Here is a 23,672-nt window from a genome sequence, read left to right as displayed (position 1 = left end):
GGCTGGAAAACCCAGCAGGGTGCACACCGACGATGACAACCGCATTGCAGCGCCGCCGGGCAAAGCGCAGGTTCGCGCAGACCCAACCCTCACCTGTCTACCGGCCAACCCATGCGCCGCCTACGCTTGTCTCCCCGGCAGCCACCAAGGCCGCCCCCGCGCCACGGCCCTGCCGGCGCGACTCCGCTCCAGAGCTGTCGCCCTGCCGGCGGTGTCGCGCAGATGCCGACCGGCGCTCTCTGGAGACGCAGCATGAACCAGGCACACTTCCCTCTCGACACCGATCCGCAGGAAACCCGCGAATGGCGCGAGTCGCTGCACGCGGTGATCGAGGCTGGCGGCCGCCCCCGCGCGCACTATCTGCTGGACCAGCTCGATGACCTCGACGTGCAGCAGCATGGCGACCTGCACACCCGCGCATGGACCGCCTACACCAACACGATCCCCCCCGAACGCCAGCCCACCTACCCGGGCGACCTGGCCATCGAGCGTCGGTTGAACGCGATGATCCGCTGGAACGCCATGGTGATGGTGCTGCGCGCCGGCAAGCATTCCAACGTCGGTGGCCACATCGCCACCTACCAGTCCGCAGCGGTCATGTATGACGTAGGCTTCGATCACTTCTTCCGTGGCCGTACCGACACCTTCGACGGCGACATGATCTACATCCAGGGCCATTCCGCACCCGGCATCTATGGCCGTGCCTTCGTGGAAGGCCGCATCAGCGCCGAGCGCATGGACAACTTCCGCCGCGAAGCCGGTCGTGAGGGCCTGTCCTCGTATCCGCACCCACGATTGATGCCGGAGTTCTGGCAGTTCCCCACCGTATCGATGGGCCTGGGCCCGCTGACCGCGGCCTATCAGGCCCGTTACATGCGCTACCTGGAATACCGCGGGCTGAAGCAGCATCAGGGTCGCAAGGTCTGGGCCTTCCTCGGTGATGGCGAAATGGACCAGCCCGAATCGCTGGCGGCCATCTCGCTGGCCGGGCGCGAGCGCCTGGACAACCTGGTGTTCGTGGTCAACTGCAACCTGCAGCGCCTGGACGGACCGGTGCGCGGCAACGCCAAGGTAATCCAGGAACTGGAAGGTACCTTCCGTGCCGCCGGCTGGAACGTGATCAAGGTGATCTGGGGCGGTGGCTGGGACGAGCTGCTGGCACGCGATCACAGCGGGCTGCTGCGCCAGCGCATGATGGAGTGCGTGGATGGCGACTACCAGACCTTCAAGTCGCAGAGCGGCGCCTACGTACGCGAACACTTCTTCGGGCACTACCCGGAACTGCTGGCGCTGGTGGCGGACATGAGCGACGACGAGATCTGGGCACTGGCACGCGGCGGCCACGATCCGCAGAAGGTATTCGCCGCCTACCGGCAGGCAGTGAACACCACGGGCCGGCCGACCGTGGTGCTGGCCAAGACGGTGAAGGGCTTCGGCATGGGTGAGGCCGGCGAAGGCCAGAACATCAATCACCAGTTGAAGAAGATGAGCACCGATGCGGTGCGCGCCTTCCGCGACCGTTTCGATCTGCCGATCAGCGATGAACAACTGGAAGAGATGCCGTACCTGCGCCCGCAACCGGGCAGCCCGGAGGCGATCTACTTCGCGCAGCGTCGCCAGGCGCAGGGTGGCCAGCTGCCGGCACGACTGGCACAGCTCGATCCGCTGCCACTGCCACCACTGTCCACGTTCAACGTCCAACTGCAGGGCAGTGGTGATCGCGGCCAGTCCACCACCATGGGCTTCGTGCGCATCCTCACCACCCTGCTCAAGGATCCCGAGCTGGGCAGGCTGGTGATCCCGATCGTGCCCGATGAATCGCGCACCTTCGGCATGGAAGGCCTGTTCCGCCAGATCGGCATCCACTCTTACCTCGGGCAGTTGTACACGCCGCAGGATGCTGGCCAGCTGAGCTATTACAAGGAGGCCAAGGATGGCCAGATCCTGCAGGAAGGCATCAACGAATCCGGCGCGATCTGTTCGTGGATCGCCGCCGGTACCGCGTACGCCAACCACGGCCTGGCCACGATTCCGTTCTACATCTTCTATTCGATGTTCGGCCTGCAGCGCGTCGGCGACCTGGCCTGGGCCGCCGCCGACGCGCGCACCCGTGGCTTCCTGCTTGGCGCCACCTCGGGCCGCACCACGCTGATGGGCGAAGGCCTGCAGCACGACGATGGCCACAGCCACGTGCTGTCTTCGGTGATTCCCAGCTGCGTGTCCTATGACCCGACCTACAATTTCGAGCTGGCGGTGATCATCCACGACGGCCTGCGCCGCATGTACGTGGACCAGGAAGACATCTACTACTACATCACCCTGCTCAACGAGAACTACCCGCACCCGGCCCTGCCCGACGGCGCCGAAGCCGGCATCCTGAAGGGCCTCTATCTGCTGCGCCCCGCCGCTGCCGACACCATTGCACGGCCTCGCGTGCAGTTGATGGGCAGTGGCTCGATCCTGCGCGAAGTGCTGGCCGCCGCCGATCTTCTGCAGCAGGATTTCGGTATCGCCAGCGACGTCTGGAGTGCTACCAGCCTGACCGAACTGCGCCGCGACGGCCTGGCTGTCGAGCGCTGGAATCTGCTGCATCCGGCCGACGAGCCGCGCGTTCCCTACGTGCAGCAGTGCCTGCAGGACCACGCTGGCCCAGTGGTGGTGGCGACCGATTACATGAAGATCGTCGGCGACCAGATCCGCCCCTTCATCAGCGATCGTCGCTTCATCGCACTCGGCACCGATGGTTTCGGCCGCTCGGATACACGCGAATCGCTGCGGACGTTCTTCGAGGTCGATCGCCACTTCATCGTGCTGGCCGCACTGAAGGCCCTGGCCGATGACGGACATGTCGAACGGAGCCTGCTGCAGCAGGCGATCGACCGGTACGGGATCGATACCGGCAAGCGCGACCCCGCCGCCGCATGAGCCCGCAGCAACGGTATCCGCAGAGCCCGCCTCTGCGGGTGTCGCTGCATCACACGGCTACGGCAAGCGCTTGAACAGGTTGGTCTGCAGGATCGGCGTGCCGTCATGACCGAAGAACGCCTTGGTTTCGGTCATCGTTGAGCGATCGGCGGCCACCGTATACACACGGGTGGACGCCGGCGCACCGTGATCGACCAGCTGCATCACCAGCGTATTCGGCGCCGGCAGTTTCAGCGTCGCCTGGTTGGCGCCGTAGCTGCCTATCAGCGATGCGGGCGTGCCATCCAACGCCAGCGTACCGTCGGATTTCATCGTCTTGCCGTCATGCAGGACGATATCCACGTGCGAGCTCCACCTGCCCGCGCCGGCATCCTTGAATTCCAGCACGACCTGTTGCGGACGCTGTGCTTCAGGCAGCGCGGACGTGGCGATATCCAGCGACCAGCGGCCGAGCAGCGGCGAGGACTTCGGGCTCTCGGCCAGGGCAGGCATCGCCTGCAGCAGGGCCACGGACAGCAACGCGGCGGACAACAGCTTCATGCGAGGCTCCTTTCGAGTGGAGAAAGTGCTGCAGAGTGCGGTCTGGGGTACCGGCAATGGCCGATGCTGCGCGCCAAAGTCCGGTCGTGCAAGCGACCACGCTGCCGGCGATGGCCAGGCCCAATCCCCCCCCTGCGCCGTCCCCCTCCGGCTTGTGAACCTAAATAGTTACGTTATAACATTTCACATTCTTTTCACGGAGTGTGTCATGCGTCGTCACCTGCTTGCTGCAGCCATCCTGTTCGTCGTCCACAGCGCCCATGCCAGCGACGACCCCACCCTGCCCGTCGTCCAGGTCGAGGCAAGCAAGCCCTCCCGGATCGACAGCATCGTCACTGTCGAGGCCTCGCAGGCCCAGAACCGCACCCTCGGCGGCATGCTTGAACATGTCTCCGGCGTGCAGAACAGCGCCTTCGGGCCCAATGCCGGTGCACCGGTCATCCGCAGCCTCAGCGGCAACCGCGTGCAGATCCTGGAAGATGGCCAGTCCATCCTTGGCATGAACGCCTTCAGCGGTGACATCAACATTCCGTTCGATCCGCTGTTCGTGCGCAGCGTCACCGTCAACAAATCCTCCGATACCGTCCGCTACGGCGGCAACGCCATCGGCGGCAGCGTCGACATCGACTCCGGCCTGATCTCGCGCACGATGGAGGACAAGGACCAGTCGATGGAACTGGTCCTGCGCAAAGGTTTCAACGCGGCCGATGCGCAGGGTTTCCGCATGAACTTCAACAACCAGCGGAATGTCTCGACGAACCTGCAGGTCTCGCGGCAACGCATCTCGTACTACGACATTCCCGGCAACAGCAAGGCCAGCGTCTGCAACACCCGGCTGTTCCCGGCCACCGGCGGTGTCAATTCGGCGCTGGCCGACAGCTGCCAGAAGGAAGCGCGCGTCCAGCAGCTCTACAACAAGGCCTCGCAACCCTACATCGACCAGTTCATGACCGAGAACCCCGATTGGGCCGATGGCGATTTTTCCTTCTACACCAACAGTCCGACCTCGGTCTGGCAGCGCCGCACTTACATCAATCCAGTCAACCCGGCCTATGTCGCCGGCACGCCTTCGTACGTACAGAAGCAGATCAACAACGATGTGACCCCCGATTACCACCATCGGCTGGGTAACAGCTACTCACGCAGTTCGCAGGTGGCACTCGGCTCGACCTGGTTCTTCGATCGCGGTTACGTCGGCGTCAGCATCGATGCCAAGGACAGCGAATACGGTGTGCCGGGCTTCTCGATGCAGAACCTGTCCTTCGGCGCGAACCCTGCCGACGGCCTGCCGGTGGGCGTGGTGATCAAACAGCAGCGCTACGCCCTGGAAGCATTGCTGCGAGACCCGCTGCCGTACGTCGAACGTGCCGAACTGCGGGTTTCAAAACTGGACAACACCTCGGGCGAGCGCCTGGGCTCGACCAGGGCCAACGACTACGACTTCCAGAGCACCCAGGCCGAACTGCTGCTGGCACATCAACCCGTCGGGCCGCTCAGCGGCGTGCTGGGCCTGAGCCATCAGGCGCGCGACGTCACCGGCAGCGGCACGCTGCGCTACCTGCCTGATGTGGAAACGCGCAGCAACGCCGTGTTCCTGAAGGAAACCCTCGACTTCGGCTGGGTTTCCTTCGATGCCGGTGTCCGCCATGAACGCGTGGACCATGACCTGCAGCCCAGCCGCTTCAAGACCTCGCGCAATGCTGCCAACACCACGCTGCAGGATCGCTCCTATCGTCTCAACAGTTACAGCCTGGGTTCGTATGTCGAACTCGGCCCGCTGTTCGCCGCCAAGGTGCGCTATTCGTCCTCGCAGCGCGCACCGGAGATCAACGAGCTGTATGCCAGCAACGCGCATTACTCGGTGATGACCCAGGAAGAAGGCAACCAGAACCTGGAGCCGGAACGCGCGAAGAACCTGGAGCTGACCGGACTGTTTCATCTTGGCGGCTTCGCGCTGTCGGCCACCGGCTACCGGATGAAGTACGACAACTACCTCTACCAGGGCCACTCCGGCATGCAGATGGCCAATCGCCTGCCGCTGAAGTACTGGAAGCAGACCGACACCACGGTGAAGGGATTCGAGATCGATGCGTCGCAGGCGCTCGATCTTGGCGGTTACGGAAAATTGAATCTGTCCGCCTTCGCCGATCTGGTCAGGAACCACGCCGATCGCCCGGACACGCTGCGCGCGCACAACGACGGCGAGTACCTGCCGAACATGCCGACCAACCGCTATGGCGCCAACCTGCAATGGCAGCGCGACAGCTGGAAGGTGCAACTCTCCAGCACCTACTACGACAAGCAGAAGTACCTGGGTCGCAACGTCAGCGAAGAGATTCCGCTGGATGCATTCAACCTGGTCGATCTGCAGGTCAGCCGCGAGCTGCCAGTACGCAATGCCTACATCGCTGGGATGGAAGTGTTCGTCAACGGCAGCAACCTTCTGGATGACGACGCCCGCCCACACAACTCGCCGTTGAAGTACATCGCACCGCTGCCCGGTCGCGGGTTCCAGGTCGGTGTCACCGTGAAGCTTTGAGGGAGCTGAAAAGAAAAACGCCTGCAGATCGAGGATCTGCAGGCGCTTCTTTGTATCTGGCGGAGCGAGAGGGATTCGAACCCTCGATAGAGCTTTTGACCCTATACTCCCTTAGCAGGGGAGCCCCTTCAGCCGCTCGGGCATCGCTCCGGGGTTTTCTCCGCGTCTGGTGCGTTGCACCTCAGCGGGGCGTGAATCATAACGTTAATCACGCGCGAAGGTAAAGCCTTATTCCGCAGAATTTTCACCACCGGTGCTGCCGGCTTCGTCACCACGCTGGATGCGCTGGTAGATCTCTTCGCGATGCACAGCGACGTCCTTCGGCGCAGTGATGCCGATACGCACCTGGTTACCCTTGACGCCAAGCACGGTGACGCTCACCGAGTCACCGATCATCAGGGTTTCGCCGACGCGGCGAGTCAGGATCAACATTTTTTTAAGTCTCCATGGAACCGTGTGGAAGGGTATCCCCCACCGGCTTGACGCTCCGTCAAGAAGCGCGCCCACGACAAAGGGAAAAGATTCGCAATGGTACCGTCAGCCGTCCCGCTCCTACAAGGAGGGGGACGGCAAGGGTTCATCACAGGCGGGGGCTGACCCATTCGACGACCGCAGCCAGCGCGGTGGCAAGGGCGGGCCCGTCCTCGCCACCACCCTGGGCGAGGTCCGGGCGTCCGCCGCCCTTGCCCCCGATCTGACCGGCGATATGGGACAACAGTTCCCCGGCCTTGACCTTGCCCATTGCACTGCCGTTCACGCCCGCGACCAGGGCTGCCTTGCCGTCCTGGGCACCGGCCAACACGATCACCGCATTGCCCAGCTGCTGCTTCAGGCGGTCCATGGCATCGCGCAGGGCCTTGGCATCGAAGCCTTCCAGGCGGACGGCCAGGACCTTCACGCCGGCGACCTCGACGGCCTGGCCGGACAGATCAGCCGTGGCGCCGGCAGCGACCTTGGCCTTCACGGCCTCCAGCTCGCGCTCCAGCTGCTTCTGGCGCAGGCCCAGCGCACGGATCTTTTCGACCACGTCGGCTGCGCTGCCACCCAGCAGTTCAGCGGCCTCGGCCAGGCGTGCCTCCTCGGCGTCCACGTAGTCCAGCGCGCCCTGGCCGGTGACGGCCTCGATACGACGCACACCGGCCGATACACCGCCCTCGGAGGTGATCTTGAACAGACCGATGTCACCGGTCCGGTTGACGTGGGTACCACCACACAGCTCGGTGGAGTAGTCCCCCATCTTCAGCACGCGCACGTTCTCGCCGTACTTCTCGCCAAACAGGGCCATCGCGCCGAAGTCCAGCGCCTCCTGCATGCCCATGTTGTGCACTTCCACAGCATTGTTGACGCGCACCTGCTGGTTGACCTTGCGCTCGATGATCGCCAGTTCCTCGGCGCTGATCGGCTGGAAATGCGAGAAGTCGAAGCGCAGGCGGTCCGGCGCCACCAGCGAGCCCTTCTGCTGCACGTGGGTGCCCAGCACTTCGCGCAGGGCGGCATGCAACAGGTGGGTGGCCGAGTGGTTGAGGATGGTGGCGCCACGGCGCTCGCCATCAACCTGGCCGGACAGCACATCACCGATCTTCAGGCTGCCCTGGGTGAGCTTGCCGACATGGCCATGGAACTGGCCCGCAAACTTCTGGGTGTCGCTCACCTGCACCTGCACGCCGGCAGCGGACAAGATGCCGGTGTCGCCGACCTGGCCGCCGGACTCGGCGTAGAACGGGGTCTGGCTGGTCAGCACGATGACCTCGTCACCGGCCTGGGCAGCGTCCACCGGGCGGCCATCCTTGAGGATCGCGACCACGCGGAGATCGTCGGCCTGCAGGCGGTCGTAGCCGAGGAAGACGGTCGGCTTGAGCGTGGCGACCAGATCGGCCGACAGGGTCACGCCGCCGCCGAACTTGCCGGCGGCACGCGCGGTCTCGCGCTGCGTTTCCATCGCGGCGTTGAAGCCCTCGATGTCCACGGTCAGGTCACGCTCGCGGGCGATGTCCTGGGTGAGGTCGAGCGGGAAGCCGTAGGTGTCGTACAGGCGGAAGGCGTCCACGCCCGGAATTACGCCATTGCTGACCTTGGCGGCGACGTCGTCGAAGATCTTCATGCCCGAGTCGAGGGTTTCAGCGAAACGCTCTTCTTCGGCCTGCAGTGCACGCACGACGGTATCGACCTGCGCCGGCAGTTCCGGATAGGCCTCGCCCATCTGCTCGACCAGGGTCGGCACCAGCTTGCTGAAGAACGGCTGGCGCACGCCCAGCATCCAGCCGTGTCGCAGCGCGCGGCGGATGATCCGGCGCAGCACGTAGCCGCGACCTTCGTTGGACGGCAGCACGCCATCGACGATCAGGAACGAACAGGCGCGGATATGGTCGGCGATCACCCGCAGCGACTTGTTTTCCAGATCGGCGGTGCCGGTCAGCTCCGATGCCTTGCGGATCAGCGCCTGGAACAGGTCGATCTCGTAGTTGGTATGCACGTGCTGCAGGATCGCGGCCAGGCGTTCCAGGCCCATGCCGGTGTCCACGCACGGCGCCGGCAGCGGCATCAGCGTGCCGTCCTGCTGGCGATCGAACTGCATGAACACCAGGTTCCAGATTTCGATGAAGCGGTCACCGTCCTCATCCGGCGAGCCCGGGGGGCCACCGGCGATATGGTCACCGTGGTCGTAGAAGATCTCGGTGCACGGACCGCACGGACCGGTATCGGCCATCTGCCAGAAGTTGTCCGAGGCGAAAGGCGCACCCTTGTTGTCGCCGATGCGAACGATACGTTCTTCCGGAATGCCGATCATGTCGCGCCACAGCGCGTAGGCCTCGTCGTCGGTCTGGTAGACCGTGACCAGCAGGCGCTCGGCGGGCAGCTTCCAGACCTGGGTCAGCAGCTCCCAGGCCCAGGCGATCGCATCCTTCTTGAAGTAATCGCCGAAGGACCAGTTGCCCAGCATTTCGAAGAAGGTGTGATGGCGGGCGGTGTAGCCCACCTGGTCGAGATCGTTGTGCTTGCCACCGGCACGCAGGCAGCGCTGGACGTCGGCCGCGCGCACGTAGCTGCGCTTCTCTGCGCCCAGGAACACGTCCTTGAACTGCACCATGCCGGAGTTGGTGAACAGCAGGGTCGGATCGTTGCCCGGCACCAGCGGCGCCGACGGCACGATGGTGTGGCCTTTGCCCTTGAAGAACTCAAGGAAGTCGCTGCGGATCTGGGATGTCGTGAATTTGGCGGATGCGTTCATGGGGGCTGGCAGTCTGCGGGCCGGGGCCCGTGCCGCCGGCCGCAGTGGCCAGGGTCGAACGGACCGCCGAAACCCCAAAGGGTATCAGGCCCGGCGCCATCAGTCTCAGTCGTCCGGATCGTATCGGGTCGCACGGCGGATGCTGTCGCCATCAAAGCCCCGGCGAGCCAGCAGATCGGCGGCCTTGCGACGCTGCGCCAGGTCCTGCGGGCCAGCCTCACCGAAGCGGCGTCGGACCAGATCCCGGGCGTTCTCTGTCCAGTCGCCTTCAAAGGTCTCCATGGCGGCAGCGATCTGCTCGCTGTCCAGTCCATGGGTACCCAGTTCGGCCCGCACATGGATGGGGCCGTAGCCGGTATTGGCGCGCATACGCACCAGATTCTCGGCAAACCGGGTGTCGTCCTGCCAGCCAGCCTCGGTCAGCTTGTCGACCGCGGCCTGTGCCGCCTCGCCCTCGATACCACGGGAGGTCAGCTTGCGGGTCAACTCCTTGCGCGAATGCTCACGCCGCACCAGCAACCCCAGGGCGCGCTGGACAGGCGTCTGTTCGCGTACGCGGCGCTTGCGGCCGGGTTCCGGGGCGTCGGAATCGTTCATGCTCGCCTTCAATCAAATGCGCCGTCCCTGGCGCGTCCCCCGTCGGGGAAACCGAATCTGCAGGACAGGGCGACGTCACTGACGGCGCCGCCCTGCCCCACAGCAAGCCTTACTCGTCGTCGCCGTCTTCGTCGTCGCCTTGCTCGCGGGCGGCTTCGCTCGGCTGGAACTTCTCGCGCAGCTCGGCCTCGAGCTTGGCCGCAACCTGCGGGTTGTCGCGCAGATAGCCGCGGGCGTTGTCCTTGCCCTGGCCGATGCGCTCTTCACCGTAGCTGTACCAGGCGCCAGCCTTCTCGACCAGCTTGGCCTCCACACCCATGTCGATCAGTTCGCCTTCGCGGCTGATGCCCTCGCCGTACAGGATCTCGGTGATGACCTGCTTGAACGGCGGAGCCAGCTTGTTCTTGACGACCTTGATCTTGGTCTGGTTGCCGATGATCTCGTCGCCCTTCTTGATCGCACCGATACGACGAATGTCCAGGCGCACCGAAGCGTAGAACTTCAGCGCGTTGCCGCCGGTGGTCACTTCCGGGCTCTGGCCCGGCATCATCACGCCGATCTTGTGACGCAGCTGGTTGATGAATACCACCAGCGTATTGGAACGCTTGATGTTGCCGGTCAGCTTGCGCAGCGCCTGGCTCATCAGACGGGCCTGCAGACCTGGCAGCTGGTCGCCCATCTCGCCTTCGATTTCAGCCTTCGGGGTCAATGCGGCCACCGAGTCGACCACCAGGATGTCGACCGAGCCGGAGCGGACCAGCATGTCGGCGATTTCAAGCGCCTGCTCACCGGTATCCGGCTGCGACAGCAGCAGATCGTCGACGTTCACGCCCAGCTTGCCTGCGTAGATCGGGTCCAGCGCGTGCTCGGCATCGATGAAGGCGGCCGTACCACCCAGCTTCTGGCACTCGGCGATGGCCTGCAGGGTCAACGTGGTCTTGCCGGAGGATTCCGGACCGTAGATTTCCACGACGCGCCCCTTGGGCAGGCCACCAATGCCCAATGCGATATCCAGCATCAGAGAACCGGTCGGAATCGCCTCGACGGGCTCGACCACACGGTCGCCCATGCGCATCACCGAGCCCTTGCCGAACTGCTTTTCGATCTGGCCCAGAGCTGCAGCGAGGGCGCGCTTCTTGTTCTCGTCCATCGGATTGGTCCTTGCAGAGGTCACGTCGTTGGAGGTGCTGTCTTTGGAAGTCTTCTTGGCCATGGGTTCACTTTAAGGCTGGCGTATCGCACAGGCTGAGATTCTGCCCGGCGTTCGGAAAAAAATTATCGGACATCCGTACCAACCTCAGCAGAACCAGAGAATCGCCACAAAAGACCGCGGGAAATGCAGGGTGAATCGTCAACGGTTCGGTCGCAGCAGCCCGCAGTACAGGCCCTCGATCGAGAAATCCTGGTCAGGAAGCACGTCGATCGGTTTGTAATCGGGATTGCGCGGCAGCAACCGGATCCGGTCCTTGGCGATCTTCAACAGCTTGACGGTGATCTCGTCATCGATGCGGGCCACCACGATCTGCCCCGAATGGGCGTCACGGGTGCGGTGCACACCGATCAGGTCGCCATCGAAGATGCCTTCGTCGATCATCGAGTCGCCCTGCACCTTCAGCAGGTAGTCTGGCGCCGGCGAGAAGAACACCCGGTCCAGCACCACGAAATCATCCGAGCCGATGTCGGCGCCGATCGGCAGACCCGCCGCGACCCGTCCCAGGATCGGCAGGCGCAGTACGCTGTCTGGCAGGCCCGGCTCGGCAACCTTCTCCACCGATGGCGCCTGCACCAGGCGGATGCCGCGTGCCTGGCCCGGTACGCGGCGGATCGCCCCGGCCTGCTCCAGCGCCTCCAGGTGGTACTGCGCTGCTCGCACCCCCTTGAAGCCGAAGGCACGTGCGATTTCAGTCTGCGAAGGGGGTGCCCCTTCGCTCTCGATACGCTCGGCGATCAACTGCAGGATCGCCTGCTGGGTGTCGGTCAGGTCCATGGTTAGTAGTATTACTACTAACACCTTGGACTGCAAGTGCCGGGGGCGACAAGCCGAAAGCAGCCGACCAGCGGTCGGCTCTACAGGAATCGCTGCGCGATTCCGCGGTTCCTGGTGGGAACCGCCGCGGCAGGCACACTACGTGTGCTTGCCGCTGCGCCAGATCGAGAACAGGATCCACACCCCGCAGAACCCTGCGCCGATGAAACCGCACACGCCCAGCGCCAGCAGCCAGCGACTGGAGACGCCGCCTACGCTGTGCATCACGATCGAAGAACCGATGATCAGGGCCGCGGTGACGATCCCCATCACCATCCGGTTCGCGGCGCGATTGACCTGGTCGCCAAACCCCTGCAGCGCGCTGGTCTCGACCTTCAACTGCAGGCGGCCACGACGTGCAGCCTGCACCAGCTTGCGCAGATCCCGCGGCAGTTCACCGGCAAAGTCGATCATGCCCAGCAGACTGCGTCGGCCACGCTTGAACAGCGCCCGCGGCGCATAGCGCTGCAGTACCACCCGCTCCAGGAACGGGCGCGCGGCGCTGGCCATGTCGAAATCCGGGTCGAGCTGGCGGCCCATGCCCTCCAGGGTCAGGAAGGCCTTGATCATCAATGCCAGATCCGCCGGCAGGGTCAGGTTGTAGCTGCGCAGCAGCTGGGTGATGTCGCCCAGCATCAGGCCGATGCGCAGGTCCTTCAGCGGCACGCCACGGTACTGGTCGACGAACAGGCTGATGTCGTGCTGCAACCGGTTCTCGTCCACCTCCACGCCGCCCGCCCAGTCCAGCAGCACATCGGCCACGCCCTGCGGGTCCTGTTCCACCAGGCCATGCAGCAGCTGTGCGACCTGGAAGCGGCGTACCTCCGACAAGGCGCCAACCATGCCGAAATCGATCACACCGATGCGGCCATCACGCAGGTAGATGATGTTGCCCGGGTGTGGATCGGCGTGGAAGCTGCCGTCCTCCAGCACCATCTTCAATACGATGTCGGCACCACGCCGGGCCAGTTCACGGCGGTCGAGGCCGGCCGCATCGACACCGGCCAGATCACGCCCGGCGATGCCGTCGACGAAGTCCTGCACATTCAGGCTTTCGCAGGTCCATTGCCAGTGCACCGCCGGAATCAGGATGTCGTCACGTCCCTCGAAGTTGCGCGCGATGCGCTCGGCATTGCGGCACTCCGCGGCGAAATCCAGCTCGCGCCGCAGCGACACGGTGAACTGCTGCACCACCTCGGCGGGCCGGTAACGGCGCAGGTCCGGCAGCCGGGCTTCGACGATCTCGGCCAGCCGTGCCAGCAACCGCAGATCGGCTTCAACCACGTCACGGATACCCGGGCGACGCACCTTCAACACCACTTCGCGGCCATCGCGCAGCCGCGCACGGTGGGCCTGGGCCAACGAAGCAGCGGCCATCGGGGTTTCATCAAGGAAGGCGAACACCTGCGACGGAGACGCACCGAGATCGGCCTCCAGTTGTTCGCGGATCTTCTCGTAGGGCAATGCAGGGACCGCGTTCTGCAACTCGGAGAGTTCGGCGATCCAGTCCGGCGGCAGCAGGTCGACGCGGGTGGCGAGCACCTGGCCCAGCTTCACGAAGGTCGGCCCGAGATCCTGCAGGGCGCTGCGCACGCGCACCGGCGCGGTCATCCGCAGCATCTCCTGCCGCTCCTCGTTCCAGTGCAGCAGGCGGCCGGTACGTTCCAGTACCGTGGCCAGGCCGATGCGCCGCACGACGTCGCCGAAGCCGTAGCGGATCAGGACGGCGGCGATTTCCTGCAGCCGGCCAAGGTCACGGACGGTGCCCAGCGTCTCCCACATCGTTGCCTACTCCGGTTGATTGCCGGAGCAGCATGTCACAGCTGGGCGTCGATACCGTGCAATGCCGCCGCTACGGTTTGCCGGCGGATGGCTTCACGGTCACCGTCGAACTGGAACAGTTCGGCACGGGCATAGCCGCCGCGGCGCTTCCAGCCGATCCAGACACTGCCAACCGGCTTGTCCGGGCTGCCACCGCCCGGCCCTGCGATACCGGTCACGGCCACCGCGATGCCGGCGCCGGAATTGACCAGCGCCCCGGACACCATCTCCAGCACGGCTTCGCGGCTGACCGCACCGAACTGTTCCAGCGTCTGCGCGCGCACGCCGAGCAGGCGCTGCTTGGCTTCGTAGCTGTAAACCACCATGCCGCAGTCGAAGAACGCCGAGGAACCGGCGATGTCGGTCATGCACTTGGCGATCCAGCCACCGCTGCAGCTTTCAGCAGTCACCAGCTGCAGCGAAGCCTGCTGCAGGCGCTGGCCCAGCGCAGCGGCCTGGGCGTTGAGTTCGGTGTCGGTCGGGAAGGACATCGGGGTAGCTGAAAGGTGAAGAACCTGCACGTTGTACCGCAGATCGCAAGGTGGTGTCGCGGCACGGGGCCGCAGGAACTGCCGGCCAGCGGCCGGCACTACCTCACCATTCGGGCAGCTTTTCCGGCAGCAGGGCCCGGATCGGCTCGCCATCGGCGCTGGCCGCCAGCTTCTCGGCCTCGGCGATGGGAAGATCGACCTGCAACAGCCAGCCTTCTTCATCGGCCTGTTCACTGCGGACCACTTCCAGCTGGTGCAGGCGCGCGCGCAGACGGCCGGCACTGGGCGGCAGGCGCAGCTCGCCGGTGACGTGCTGCAGACCCAAGCGCTTGCCGAGCACGGCCTGCAACAGCTCGATGCCCTGCCCGTCGCGTGCGGAAATCCACACCCGCTCACGCCGCGATTCATCCGGCACGCCGTCCTGGCCATCGTGGCGAACGTCGGCACCCTCGATGCGGTCGATCTTGTTGAACACCAGCAACTGCGGCAGGTCGCCAGCACCGACGGCGGTCAGCACTTCGTCGACCTGGGCGATGCGCTCCTCGCGGTGCGGATCGGCGGCATCGACAAGGTGCAGCAGGAAATCCGCTTCCCGCGCTTCAGACAGGGTCGAGCGGAAGGCCGCCACCAGGTCATGCGGCAGGTCGCGTACGAAACCCACCGTATCGGCCAGGACGACGTTGCCACCGGGCACGGCGATCCGGCGCACGGTCGGATCCAGGGTCGCGAACAACTGGTCAGCCGCATAGGCCTCGGCGCCGGTCATCGCATTGAACAAGGTCGATTTGCCGGCATTGGTGTAGCCCACCAGGGCCACGCGCGGCAACTCGCTGCGCACACGCGCACGGCGCATCTGGGTGCGCTGTACTTCGACTTTTTCCAGCCGCTTCTGCAGCTGTTCAACCCGCTTCTGCAGCAGGCGACGATCGGTTTCCAGCTGGGTTTCACCCGGGCCGCGCAGGCCGATCGAACCACCACGCTGGCGCTCCAGATGGGTCCAGCCGCGCACCAGCCGTGTCGCCATATGGCGCAGCTGGGCCAGCTCGACCTGCAGCTTGCCTTCATGGCTGCGCGCACGCTGGGCAAAGATGTCCAGGATCAGACCGGTACGGTCGATAACCCGGCGCTCCAGGAAACGTTCCAGATTGCGTTCCTGACCCGGGCTCAACGCGTGGTTGACCAGGATCAGGTCTGCGCCGGTTGCTTCGGCGGCGGCCTTGATCTCATCCAGCTTGCCGCTGCCGAGCAGGGTCGATGGGTTCGGGCGATCCAGGCGCGCGGTGATGGTCACCGCGATGCTGGCCCCAGCCGACCGGGCCAGATCACCGAATTCTTCCAGCACATCGTCTTCCAGCTTGCCAAAATGCGGCTGGATCAACAGGGCGTGTTCGCCCTTTTTCGAGCGGTCAAACATTCACCGCTCCAACATCATTCGTCTGCTTCATCACCCGCCTGACCATCCTCACCTGATTGCACGTACCCACCACCCGGGCCGACCTTGACGTTGCGCGCCGGCACCACGGTGGAAATGGCGTGCTTGTAGACCATCTGGCTGACGGTGTTGCGCAGCAGGACCACGAACTGATCGAACGATTCGATCGTGCCCTGCAGCTTGATGCCGTTGACCAGGTACACCGAAACCGGCACGCGCTCGCGCCGCAGTGCATTCAAGAAAGGATCCTGCAGCGATTGCCCCTTGGACATTGCACACTCCTGATTATTGTTCTTATTGGTAGCCGGCGGTTGCCGCGGCCCCCGAGCCGCTTGCCGGCCCATGATGGTACACGGCCAGCGTCGGTTCAGCGTGCAACGAAGGTCGACACCGCGCCTGCCAGGCGCTCCCCATCCATATGGGGGTCGAACCAGCGCGCATCAAGCTCGCCGCGCAGCCAGGTCAGCTGGCGCTTGGCCAGTTGCCGGGTGGCGAAAATGGACTTGTCACGGAAGCGGGCCTCGTCCCCCTCGCCGTCCAGGTACTCCCAGGCCTGGCGATACCCGACCGCGCGGACGGCTGGCAGGTCCAGCGGCGTGGCGACCGCCTGCATGTCCGGCAACGCACGCAGCGCGCGCACTTCATCGAGAAAGCCCTGGGCGAGCATGGCGTCGAAGCGCGCCTCGATGCGGTGGTGCAGCACGGCGCGGTCGCGCGGCGCCAGAATCAGCTTCAATGTACGCACCGGCAACGGGGCGACGCCGGGGCGGCGCTGCCATTCACTGATCGGCGTGCCGGTCAGCCGGTAGACCTCCAGCGCCCGCTGGATGCGTTGCGGATCGGTGGCATGGATGCGTGCAGCGGCGGCGGGATCGACGGTGGCAAGTTCGGCATGCAGGGCCGCCCAGCCACGCTCGGCAGCCTCGGCGCTCAGCACGTCGCGCATCGCCGGGTCTGCTTCCGGCATCGGCGACAGTCCCTGCAGCAGCGCACGGAAGTACAGGCCCGTGCCGCCGGCCAGGATCGGCGTCTTGCCCCGGGCGACGATGTCGGCCACCACGCGGCCGGCATCGGCGGCGAACTCAGCGGCCGAATAGGTCTGCCAGGGATCGCGCAGGTCCAGCAGGTGGTGCGCTGCCAGCGCGCGTTCGCCGGCATCAGGCTTGGCCGAACCGATATCCAGCCCGCGATAGACCAGCGCCGAATCGACGCTGACGATTTCACCATCCAGCTGCTGCGCCAGCGCGATCGCGGTCGCGGTCTTGCCGCTGGCGGTCGGGCCCATCACGGCGATCGCCAGCGGCCGCTGATCCACTGCCATCAGTCTTCGTCCGGCCAGCGGAGGGTCGGCTTGGCATCCACCCGGACAGCGGGCACCGCGTCGACCGCCTGCCAGACCTTCAAGGCATCGACCGTCGCCGCCACATCGTGCACGCGCACGATACGGGCACCGCGCTGCACGGCGATGAGGTGTGCGGCCACGGATGCAGCGACCCGCTCTGCCGGCGACTCGCGACCGGTCAGCTCGCCCAGGCTGCGTTTGCGCGACAGCCCGGCAAGCATCGGCACGCCCAGCTCGAGAAAGCGCTCGGAACGGGCCAGCAGGGTGATGTTGTGCGCGGTGCTCTTGCCGAAGCCGAAGCCAAGATCGATCAGCAGATTCTTCTTGGCGATGCCGGCCATCTCGGCGGCGAACAAGCGCTGCACCAGGAAGCCATGCACCTCGGTGACGACATCGTCGTACTGCGGGTCGGCCTGCATGTGGCCCGGCTCGCCCTGCATGTGCATCAGCACCACTGGCACGCCAGTGTCTGCCGCGGCCTCCAACGCGCCATCCTGGCGCAGGCCGAAGATGTCGTTGATCATCCCGGCCCCTGCAGCCACTGCGGCACGCATCACCTCCGGCTTGAAGGTGTCTATGCTGATCGGCACCGACGTGCGCGCCGCCAGCTGCTCGATGACCGGGACGACACGACGCAGCTCTTCGTCGATCGACACCGGCGCCGCACCCGGGCGGGTGGATTCGCCGCCGATGTCGAGCAGGTCGGCGCCCTCCTCCACCAGCTTCAGGCCATGCGCGACCGCCGCTTCGGTGGTGTCATGGGCACCGCCGTCGGAGAACGAATCCGGGGTGACGTTGACGATCCCCATGACCCGGGCACGGTCCAGGCGCAGGATGCGGCCGGCGCAATCGAGCTGGGGAGAGATATCGAACATGGCAGATCCTGCGGGCAACGAAGGTTAGTTTACGGCGGCAGGGCTGCGCCCTGCACCCGCAGAGGCCAGGGCTGGAGCAACAGCAACGGCTGCATTCCGTGGGATCGCGGGGCACTGTGGGTTTGCGGGGACGCCGTGAATCCGTCCATGGAGGCTTGGTCGCCGCATCCATGCGGCTCACACCCCGCAAACCCACAATGCCCCGCCTTCGACAGTTTCCCGGTGGCCGGTAGATCCACGCCATGCGTGGATGAATCTCCATCGGAATCGAATATGTCGACAATTGAACGAAGAGCATCCACGCATGGCGTGGATCTACGTGTCGACCAAGGTCGACACCTACCAACAGCAGCCCAACAGCAGCGGGAAATTGTCGAAGGCGGGGCGGTGTCGGATTGCGGGGTGTCAGCCGCATGGATGCGGCTGCCAAGCCCCCAGGGATGGGTTCACGGCGTCCCCGCAATCCGACACCGCCCCGCCATCCCACGGAAAGCCGGCTGTTGCTGTTGCTGTTGAGGTTGCCGGCCAGCGGCCGGCACTACCGCCTCTGCGGGTGCAGGGCGCAGCCCTGCCGCAGAACCCTACTTGCGCCGACGCTTCCGGTCTACGTACAGCGTCTTGATGATGCTCAGCAGGATGCCCACTGCGATGCCCACGCCACAGCCCAGCAGCAGATTGTCCACGGTCAGGCCGACGGCGACGCCGACCACGGTGGCGATCACCATCTCGGCAGTGTGGGAAATCGGTTCAGGCTTGGGGGCGGACATGCGGACTCCAGCGGACTGTCGGGATCGGATGGGCCGGGGCCCGGAAACAACAAGGCCGGGTTGCCCCGGCCTCGTCTTGCATTGCGTACGGCAGGCCGTCAGATCGATTCGGCCGGACCGGCGATCGGCGGCAGCGGACGGGCGTCGCCACCCTTGTCATTGCCGCCATCGTCCTTGCTCGACTTGGTCCAACCCATCGGCGGCGGCGGATCGCGGCCTTCCATGATGGCGTCGATCTGCGGCGCGTCGATGGTCTCGTACTGCAGCAGCAGCTGGGTCATCGCATGCAGCTTGTCGACGTTGGCGGTCAGCAGCTCGGTGGTCCGGGCATAGGCCTTGTCCAGGATGCTGCGCACTTCCTCATCGATGCGGCGCGCAGTGTCGTTGGACACGCTCTTGTGCTGGGTGACCGAACGGCCGAGGAACACTTCATCGTCCTCTTCACCGTAGGCGATCGGTCCCAGGGTCTCCGACAGGCCCCACTTGGTGACCATGTTGCGGGCCATCTTGGTGGCACGCTCGATGTCGTTGGACGCACCGGTGGTGACCTTGTCCGGCCCGAAGATCAGTTCTTCGGCAACGCGACCGCCATACAGCGAGCACAGCTGCGAGTTGATCGCCACGCGGTTGATCGAGTACTTGTCGCCTTCCGGCAGGTACATGGTCACACCCAGCGCACGGCCGCGCGGAATGATCGTGACCTTGTAGACCGGGTCATGTTCCGGCACCAGGCGGCCGACGATGGCGTGACCGGCTTCGTGGTAGGCGGTGAGGGTCTTCTCCTCCTCGCTCATGGCCATCGAACGGCGCTCGGCACCCATCAGGATCTTGTCGCGGGCACGATCGAAGTGGTCCATGCGGACCTCCTTCTCGTTGCCACGGGCGGCGAACAGGGCGGCCTCGTTGCAGAGGTTGGCCAGGTCGGCACCGGAGAAGCCCGGGGTACCACGCGCGATCACCATCGGCACGACGTCGTCGGCCAGCGGCAGCTTGCGCATGTGCACCTTGAGGATGTGCTCGCGGCCCTTCACGTCAGGCAGACCGACCACCACCTGGCGGTCGAAGCGGCCCGGACGCAGCAGCGCCGGGTCCAGCACGTCCGGACGGTTGGTGGCTGCGATCACGATCACGCCTTCGCCGCCCTCAAAACCATCCATCTCGACCAACAGCTGGTTCAGGGTCTGCTCGCGCTCGTCATGACCGCCGCCCAGGCCGGCACCACGGTGACGGCCGACGGCGTCGATTTCATCGATGAAGATGATGCACGGCGCGTGCTTCTTGGCCTGCTCGAACATGTCGCGCACACGGCTGGCGCCGACGCCGACGAACATCTCCACGAAGTCCGAACCGGAGATCGAGAAGAACGGCACCTTGGCTTCGCCGGCGATGGCCTTGGCCAGCAGCGTCTTGCCGGTACCCGGCGGGCCAACCATCAGCACGCCGCGCGGAATCTTGCCGCCGAGCTTGGTGAACTTGGACGGGTCACGCAGGAAGTCGACCAGTTCGCCGACTTCTTCCTTGGCCTCGTCGCAACCGGCAACGTCGGCGAAGGTGACCTTGATCTGGTCTTCGCCCTGCAGCTTGGCGCGCGACTTGCCGAAGGACATCGCGCCCTTGGCGCCGCCGCCACCGCCCTGCATCTGCCGCATGATGAACAACCAGAAGCCGATGATCAGGATGACCGGCAGGAAATTCATCAGGATCGCGCCGAGGGAGATGCCGCTGGACGGCTCTTCCTGCACGATCTCGACATTCTTGGTGCGCAGCACGTTGATCAGGTCGCGATCGAACGGCGCGGTGATGGTGGACGACTGTCCACCACGGGTGGTGTAGGTGATCTGGCTGGTACCACCGCGCGTATCGCCGCCGAAGGCGACCTTCTGCACGTTGCCGGTGTCCACCTGGTCCAGGAACTGCGAGTACGAAGCGCCCTGCGCCCCGGCCCCTGAGGTCTTGGGTGAGAAGCTCTGGAAGACCACCATCAGCACGACGGCGACGACCACCCATAGCAGGAGGTTCTTGGTCAAGTCGTTCATCCTCATTGGCTCCGGTGTTCCTCTTAGTGCTGGCGTTGCGTTGGGGTCGAACTTACGGGGTCGAGCTTACTTCATGTGGGCGCGTTTTCCCTGACCCAAGGCATACACCTCGGGAGAGCGCTTGCGCGAGGCTTCCGGCTTGCGGATGGAGACCTTGTCGTACCGGCGGCGCATATCACGCACGTAGTCGTCAAAGCCTTCGCCCTGGAACAGCTTGATCAGGAATGCCCCACCGGTCTTGAGGTGGTTGTCGGCAAAATCCATGGCCAGCTCCGCCAGGTGCATCATCCGCGGCTGGTCGACCGCGCCCACACCACTCTTATTGGGGGCCATGTCCGACAGCACAAGGTCTACCGGCTGATCCCCGAGCATGGCTTCAAACTCCGATAGGACGGTTTCTTCCCTGAAGTCACCATGAAGGAACTCCACACCGGCCAGCGGCGGCATGTCCAGGATGTCCAGGGCAAGCACGCGGCCGGTATCGCCAATCTGTCTCCGAACCTGCTGAGACCAGCCGCCCGGCGCCGCGCCAAGGTCAACCACCACCATATGCGGCTTCAGCAGCCGGTCACGTTCGAGCAGCTCTTCAAGCTTGTAGGCCGCACGGGAGCGCATGCCTTCGGCCTGGGCCTTCTTCACGAAGGGGTCGGAGAAGTGTTCCTTGAGCCAGCGCTGGCTGCTTTTGCTGCGGGTAGCCATTGTAAATAGGGGCTGAGGGGGTCGCCATGATACCCTGATCGTCCCATTCAACCGTGTTTTCTGCATGCCCACTGCCTTGACCCCTTCCCAGACCCGTTTCCTGCGCGGCCAAGCCCACGACCTGAAGGCCCTGCTGCAGACCGGCGGCAAGGGCGTCACGCCGGCCTTCCTGACCGAGCTGAACGAAGTGCTGGAGCGCCACGAACTGGTCAAGGTGAAGGTTGCCGCCGAAGACCGTGACGCCCGCGACGTGATGATCGGCGAGATCGTGCAGGCCACCGACAGTGCGCTGGTGCAGCGTATCGGCCATGTGGCCGTGCTGTATCGCCCGAGCAAGGAACACCGCCAGATCGTGCTGCCGCGCGGCTGATCGGTCCCTGCCATGCAGCTGAACCACGAACTGCCCGACTACGCCTACAGCCTGCGCGCCGCTGACGGTCGCTCGGCACGGGTGAATGATCGCGTTCTGGGCCGCAGCTTCTTCCTGACGCCAGACCAGCTGGTCGAGCTGTGGCCGGTGACCGACGTCACGGCGCTGCAGGTGGCTGACCTGGAGCCGATCCTGGCACTGAAGCCGGCGTTGATACTGCTCGGCACCGGCGAGCGCCAGGCGTTCCCGCCGGCGGTTGTGATGGCCGCCTGCCTGTCGCGTGGTATCGGCCTGGAAGTGATGAACAATCCGGCTGCCGCGCGCACCTTCAACATCCTTGCCGGCGAAGGCCGCAAGGTGGCGGCCGCCTTCATTCTGGAAGGCTGAGGCCTGAAGCCGCCGGGCATGGCCCGGCGCTCGCCTGGATCACGCCCCATTCGTAGCGCCCGAGCCGATACTCGCGCGGCGCCGTGCAGCGACGGAAAGGCAGCCGAGCATTGGCTCGGCTCTACAGATCAGCATGCCGGGCATGGCCCGGCGCGCTGCGCCGGGCCGGGGATCCGCCCGGAAGGCGAATGTCCGATCACTTCGCCGGCAGATACTGCTGCGGGTCGACCGGCTTGCCGTTGTAGCGGATCTCGAAGTGCAGCATGTCGCGGTTGGCACCGGTACGGCCCATCTCGGCGATCTGCTCGCCGGCCTTCACGCTCTGCCCTTCATTGACCAGGCGCTTGCGATTGTGGCCATAGGCCGACAGCCACTGGTCGCTGTGCTTGATGATGATCAGCTCGCCATAGCCGACCAGACCGGCGCCGGAATACACCACGACGCCATTGGCGGTGGCTTTCACCGGTGCGCCGCTGGTGCCGGCGATGTCCACGCCCTGCTTGGTCGCATCGCCAGCCACGTAGCGGCCGACGACTGCGCCATCGGCCGGCCAGCGCCAGGCGATGTTGCTCTTGACCGGACCGGCCGGACCCGGCGTCGGCGCGGTACTGCCGCCGGACGTGCTGCCACCCGGACGCGGTGCGGTGACCACGGTGGTCGGCGCACGGCCGCCACCGGACCCAGCCGGATACAGGCGGATCACCTGCCCCGGGTAAATGGTCGACGGATTGTCCAGGTTGTTCCAGGCGATCAGGTCGGCCGGGGTGATGTCGTGGATGCGGGCCAGTGCGTAGATGGTGTCGCCCTTGCGCACAACCACGTTCTGCCCCGGCTTGGGCACCGACGTCTTCGGCGTGCTGACGCCACTACCGCCGCTGCCACTGGGCCGGACCACGGTGGCGGTGCCACAGGCGGCCAGGGTGGATACCAGCAACGCCAGTGCGCCGATGCGCACTCCCTTGCTCAGACGATCTGCACTCATGCGAACTTCGACCTCCATACAAGCCAGGCGATCAGCACCACCACCAACGCGGTGGCGATCCAGCCCAGCGGTTCAATCCATCGGCGCAGCGCTGCTTCGGCGCGCGCACCACCGATACGGATGACCGCGGCCAGCACGAACACGCGCTTGCCACGACCGATCAACATGCTCAACAGGTACTGCGGCATCGGCACGCCGACGATACCCGATGCCCACGTGAAGACCTTCATCGGAATCGGCATGAAGCCGCCGAGCACCAGGAAGGTGAACACCGCCCAGGGCGACTCCACCATCTTGGCCTGCACGGTAGCGATGCCCTGCTCGATCGCCGGCAGCATGCCCAGCGCCTCGAACATCGGCTTGACCGCCTCGAATGCGTAGTGGCCCAGCGCGTAACCGACCACCGCGCCGACCATCGAGCCGGCCAGGCTGAGGGTGGCGAACCACCAGCCGCGCTTGGGCTGGGCCACGCACATCGGCGCCAGCATCACTTCCGGCATCACCGGGAAGATGATGGCTTCGAAAAAGCTCAGCACCATCAGATAGGTCGGCGCGCGCTCGTGCGCGGCCCACTTCATCGCCCGCTCGTACAGCGGCCCGAAAATCTTCATGCG

General features: G+C 65.2%; 21 protein-coding genes and 1 tRNA gene. 4 read left to right on the top strand and 18 right to left on the bottom strand.

The window, feature by feature from the left end; translation table 11 throughout:
• Nucleotides 1–252 precede the first annotated feature (252 nt).
• The gene (aceE, locus tag CR156_RS05870; RefSeq protein ID WP_100552152.1) at nucleotides 253–2,925 is read left to right on the top strand and encodes a pyruvate dehydrogenase (acetyl-transferring), homodimeric type; all 2,673 of its coding nucleotides are present in this window, start codon (nucleotides 253–255) and stop codon (nucleotides 2,923–2,925) included.
• Between the two features lie 57 nt (nucleotides 2,926–2,982).
• On the opposite strand, the gene CR156_RS05865 is transcribed toward aceE, so the two are convergent.
• Nucleotides 2,983–3,465 (bottom strand): LuxR family transcriptional regulator, encoded by a 483-nt coding sequence (locus CR156_RS05865; RefSeq protein WP_100552151.1) that lies wholly within the window; start codon nucleotides 3,463–3,465, stop codon nucleotides 2,983–2,985.
• Between the two features lie 208 nt (nucleotides 3,466–3,673).
• Here CR156_RS05865 and CR156_RS05860 point away from each other — a divergent pair, with 208 nt between their 5' ends.
• Nucleotides 3,674–6,004 carry a TonB-dependent receptor gene (locus CR156_RS05860; protein WP_100552150.1) on the top strand — a complete coding sequence of 777 codons (2,331 nt, stop codon included), beginning with the start codon at nucleotides 3,674–3,676 and terminating at the stop codon, nucleotides 6,002–6,004.
• Between the two features lie 57 nt (nucleotides 6,005–6,061).
• Here the strand turns inward: CR156_RS05860 and CR156_RS05855 are convergent.
• The 15 genes from CR156_RS05855 to rlmE all read right to left on the bottom strand — a co-directional run bounded on the left by CR156_RS05855 (nucleotide 6,062) and on the right by rlmE (nucleotide 21,319).
• A tRNA-Ser gene (locus CR156_RS05855) sits at nucleotides 6,062–6,154 on the bottom strand.
• A gap of 78 nt (nucleotides 6,155–6,232) precedes the next feature.
• Nucleotides 6,233–6,436 (bottom strand): carbon storage regulator CsrA, encoded by a 204-nt coding sequence (gene csrA, locus CR156_RS05850; protein WP_025878924.1) that lies wholly within the window; start codon nucleotides 6,434–6,436, stop codon nucleotides 6,233–6,235.
• Nucleotides 6,437–6,584: 148 nt separating this feature from the next.
• Entirely contained in the window at nucleotides 6,585–9,233 is a 2,649-nt protein-coding gene (alaS, locus tag CR156_RS05845; RefSeq protein ID WP_100552149.1) for an alanine--tRNA ligase, read from the bottom strand.
• 105 nt (nucleotides 9,234–9,338) lie between these two features.
• On the bottom strand, nucleotides 9,339–9,830 hold the full coding sequence (gene recX / locus CR156_RS05840) for a recombination regulator RecX (protein WP_099820106.1): 492 nt from the start codon (nucleotides 9,828–9,830) through the stop codon (nucleotides 9,339–9,341).
• A gap of 109 nt (nucleotides 9,831–9,939) precedes the next feature.
• Nucleotides 9,940–10,980 carry a recombinase RecA gene (gene recA, locus CR156_RS05835; RefSeq protein ID WP_089240273.1) on the bottom strand — a complete coding sequence of 347 codons (1,041 nt, stop codon included), beginning with the start codon at nucleotides 10,978–10,980 and terminating at the stop codon, nucleotides 9,940–9,942.
• Between the two features lie 201 nt (nucleotides 10,981–11,181).
• Nucleotides 11,182–11,817 (bottom strand): transcriptional repressor LexA, encoded by a 636-nt coding sequence (gene lexA, locus CR156_RS05830; RefSeq protein WP_100552148.1) that lies wholly within the window; start codon nucleotides 11,815–11,817, stop codon nucleotides 11,182–11,184.
• Nucleotides 11,818–11,955: 138 nt separating this feature from the next.
• Complete coding sequence (gene ubiB / locus CR156_RS05825) at nucleotides 11,956–13,638, bottom strand: 2-polyprenylphenol 6-hydroxylase (protein ID WP_100552147.1); 1,683 nt, start codon at nucleotides 13,636–13,638, stop codon at nucleotides 11,956–11,958.
• A gap of 35 nt (nucleotides 13,639–13,673) precedes the next feature.
• A complete protein-coding gene (locus CR156_RS05820; RefSeq protein WP_100552146.1) occupies nucleotides 13,674–14,168 on the bottom strand; it encodes a CinA family protein in 495 nt (164 codons plus the stop codon).
• Nucleotides 14,169–14,271: 103 nt separating this feature from the next.
• Complete coding sequence (gene hflX / locus CR156_RS05815) at nucleotides 14,272–15,582, bottom strand: ribosome rescue GTPase HflX (protein WP_089240267.1); 1,311 nt, start codon at nucleotides 15,580–15,582, stop codon at nucleotides 14,272–14,274.
• Nucleotides 15,583–15,596: 14 nt separating this feature from the next.
• Nucleotides 15,597–15,872: an RNA chaperone Hfq gene (gene hfq / locus CR156_RS05810; protein WP_025878916.1), complete on the bottom strand. Its 276-nt coding sequence runs from the start codon at nucleotides 15,870–15,872 to the stop codon at nucleotides 15,597–15,599.
• A 95-nt stretch (nucleotides 15,873–15,967) separates the two neighbouring features.
• Entirely contained in the window at nucleotides 15,968–16,921 is a 954-nt protein-coding gene (gene miaA / locus CR156_RS05805; protein ID WP_100552145.1) for a tRNA (adenosine(37)-N6)-dimethylallyltransferase MiaA, read from the bottom strand.
• On the bottom strand, nucleotides 16,921–17,817 hold the full coding sequence (folP, locus tag CR156_RS05800; RefSeq protein WP_100552144.1) for a dihydropteroate synthase: 897 nt from the start codon (nucleotides 17,815–17,817) through the stop codon (nucleotides 16,921–16,923). Before folP ends, miaA begins: the two co-directional genes overlap by 1 nt.
• A gap of 581 nt (nucleotides 17,818–18,398) precedes the next feature.
• Nucleotides 18,399–18,584, bottom strand: coding sequence for a hypothetical protein (locus tag CR156_RS05795; protein ID WP_100464731.1), 186 nt, complete (start codon nucleotides 18,582–18,584; stop codon nucleotides 18,399–18,401).
• 98 nt (nucleotides 18,585–18,682) lie between these two features.
• Nucleotides 18,683–20,620, bottom strand: a complete 1,938-nt coding sequence (ftsH, locus tag CR156_RS05790; RefSeq protein WP_162292006.1) for an ATP-dependent zinc metalloprotease FtsH — start codon at nucleotides 20,618–20,620, stop codon at nucleotides 18,683–18,685.
• A gap of 66 nt (nucleotides 20,621–20,686) precedes the next feature.
• The gene (gene rlmE, locus CR156_RS05785; RefSeq protein WP_100552143.1) at nucleotides 20,687–21,319 is read right to left on the bottom strand and encodes a 23S rRNA (uridine(2552)-2'-O)-methyltransferase RlmE; all 633 of its coding nucleotides are present in this window, start codon (nucleotides 21,317–21,319) and stop codon (nucleotides 20,687–20,689) included.
• Between the two features lie 64 nt (nucleotides 21,320–21,383).
• Between rlmE and yhbY the strand changes: the two genes are divergently transcribed.
• Nucleotides 21,384–21,689: a ribosome assembly RNA-binding protein YhbY gene (gene yhbY, locus CR156_RS05780; protein ID WP_025878910.1), complete on the top strand. Its 306-nt coding sequence runs from the start codon at nucleotides 21,384–21,386 to the stop codon at nucleotides 21,687–21,689.
• 12 nt (nucleotides 21,690–21,701) lie between these two features.
• Complete coding sequence (locus CR156_RS05775; RefSeq protein WP_100552142.1) at nucleotides 21,702–22,076, top strand: Mth938-like domain-containing protein; 375 nt, start codon at nucleotides 21,702–21,704, stop codon at nucleotides 22,074–22,076.
• A gap of 196 nt (nucleotides 22,077–22,272) precedes the next feature.
• Here CR156_RS05775 and CR156_RS05770 read toward each other — a convergent pair whose 3' ends face one another.
• Complete coding sequence (locus CR156_RS05770) at nucleotides 22,273–23,058, bottom strand: peptidoglycan DD-metalloendopeptidase family protein (protein WP_100552141.1); 786 nt, start codon at nucleotides 23,056–23,058, stop codon at nucleotides 22,273–22,275.
• The gene (locus CR156_RS05765) at nucleotides 23,055–23,669 is read right to left on the bottom strand and encodes a YqaA family protein (protein WP_100552140.1); all 615 of its coding nucleotides are present in this window, start codon (nucleotides 23,667–23,669) and stop codon (nucleotides 23,055–23,057) included. The genes CR156_RS05770 and CR156_RS05765 overlap by 4 nt, the downstream gene beginning before the upstream one ends.
• Nucleotides 23,670–23,672: the final 3 nt, after the last annotated feature.

The sequence above is a fragment of the Stenotrophomonas lactitubi genome (assembly GCF_002803515.1).
GTDB classification, from domain to species: Bacteria; Pseudomonadota; Gammaproteobacteria; order Xanthomonadales; family Xanthomonadaceae; genus Stenotrophomonas; species Stenotrophomonas lactitubi.
The sequence above is the reverse complement of the archived record's forward strand: the minus strand, read 5'-3'. Positions and strand labels throughout refer to the sequence as shown.

Coding starts and splice junctions, on each gene's coding strand:
- aceE (WP_100552152.1), top strand. CDS start 253: ATGAACCAGGCACACTTCCCTCTCGACACCGATCCGCAGGAAACCCGC.
- CR156_RS05865 (WP_100552151.1), bottom strand. CDS start 3,465: ATGAAGCTGTTGTCCGCCGCGTTGCTGTCCGTGGCCCTGCTGCAGGCG.
- CR156_RS05860 (WP_100552150.1), top strand. CDS start 3,674: ATGCGTCGTCACCTGCTTGCTGCAGCCATCCTGTTCGTCGTCCACAGC.
- csrA (WP_025878924.1), bottom strand. CDS start 6,436: ATGTTGATCCTGACTCGCCGCGTCGGCGAAACCCTGATGATCGGTGAC.
- alaS (WP_100552149.1), bottom strand. CDS start 9,233: ATGAACGCATCCGCCAAATTCACGACATCCCAGATCCGCAGCGACTTC.
- recX (WP_099820106.1), bottom strand. CDS start 9,830: ATGAACGATTCCGACGCCCCGGAACCCGGCCGCAAGCGCCGCGTACGC.
- recA (WP_089240273.1), bottom strand. CDS start 10,980: ATGGACGAGAACAAGAAGCGCGCCCTCGCTGCAGCTCTGGGCCAGATC.
- lexA (WP_100552148.1), bottom strand. CDS start 11,817: ATGGACCTGACCGACACCCAGCAGGCGATCCTGCAGTTGATCGCCGAG.
- ubiB (WP_100552147.1), bottom strand. CDS start 13,638: ATGTGGGAGACGCTGGGCACCGTCCGTGACCTTGGCCGGCTGCAGGAA.
- CR156_RS05820 (WP_100552146.1), bottom strand. CDS start 14,168: ATGTCCTTCCCGACCGACACCGAACTCAACGCCCAGGCCGCTGCGCTG.
- hflX (WP_089240267.1), bottom strand. CDS start 15,582: ATGTTTGACCGCTCGAAAAAGGGCGAACACGCCCTGTTGATCCAGCCG.
- hfq (WP_025878916.1), bottom strand. CDS start 15,872: ATGTCCAAGGGGCAATCGCTGCAGGATCCTTTCTTGAATGCACTGCGG.
- miaA (WP_100552145.1), bottom strand. CDS start 16,921: ATGGCAGTGGATCAGCGGCCGCTGGCGATCGCCGTGATGGGCCCGACC.
- folP (WP_100552144.1), bottom strand. CDS start 17,817: ATGTTCGATATCTCTCCCCAGCTCGATTGCGCCGGCCGCATCCTGCGC.
- CR156_RS05795 (WP_100464731.1), bottom strand. CDS start 18,584: ATGTCCGCCCCCAAGCCTGAACCGATTTCCCACACTGCCGAGATGGTG.
- ftsH (WP_162292006.1), bottom strand. CDS start 20,620: ATGAACGACTTGACCAAGAACCTCCTGCTATGGGTGGTCGTCGCCGTC.
- rlmE (WP_100552143.1), bottom strand. CDS start 21,319: ATGGCTACCCGCAGCAAAAGCAGCCAGCGCTGGCTCAAGGAACACTTC.
- yhbY (WP_025878910.1), top strand. CDS start 21,384: ATGCCCACTGCCTTGACCCCTTCCCAGACCCGTTTCCTGCGCGGCCAA.
- CR156_RS05775 (WP_100552142.1), top strand. CDS start 21,702: ATGCAGCTGAACCACGAACTGCCCGACTACGCCTACAGCCTGCGCGCC.
- CR156_RS05770 (WP_100552141.1), bottom strand. CDS start 23,058: ATGAGTGCAGATCGTCTGAGCAAGGGAGTGCGCATCGGCGCACTGGCG.
- CR156_RS05765 (WP_100552140.1), bottom strand. CDS start 23,669: ATGAAGATTTTCGGGCCGCTGTACGAGCGGGCGATGAAGTGGGCCGCG.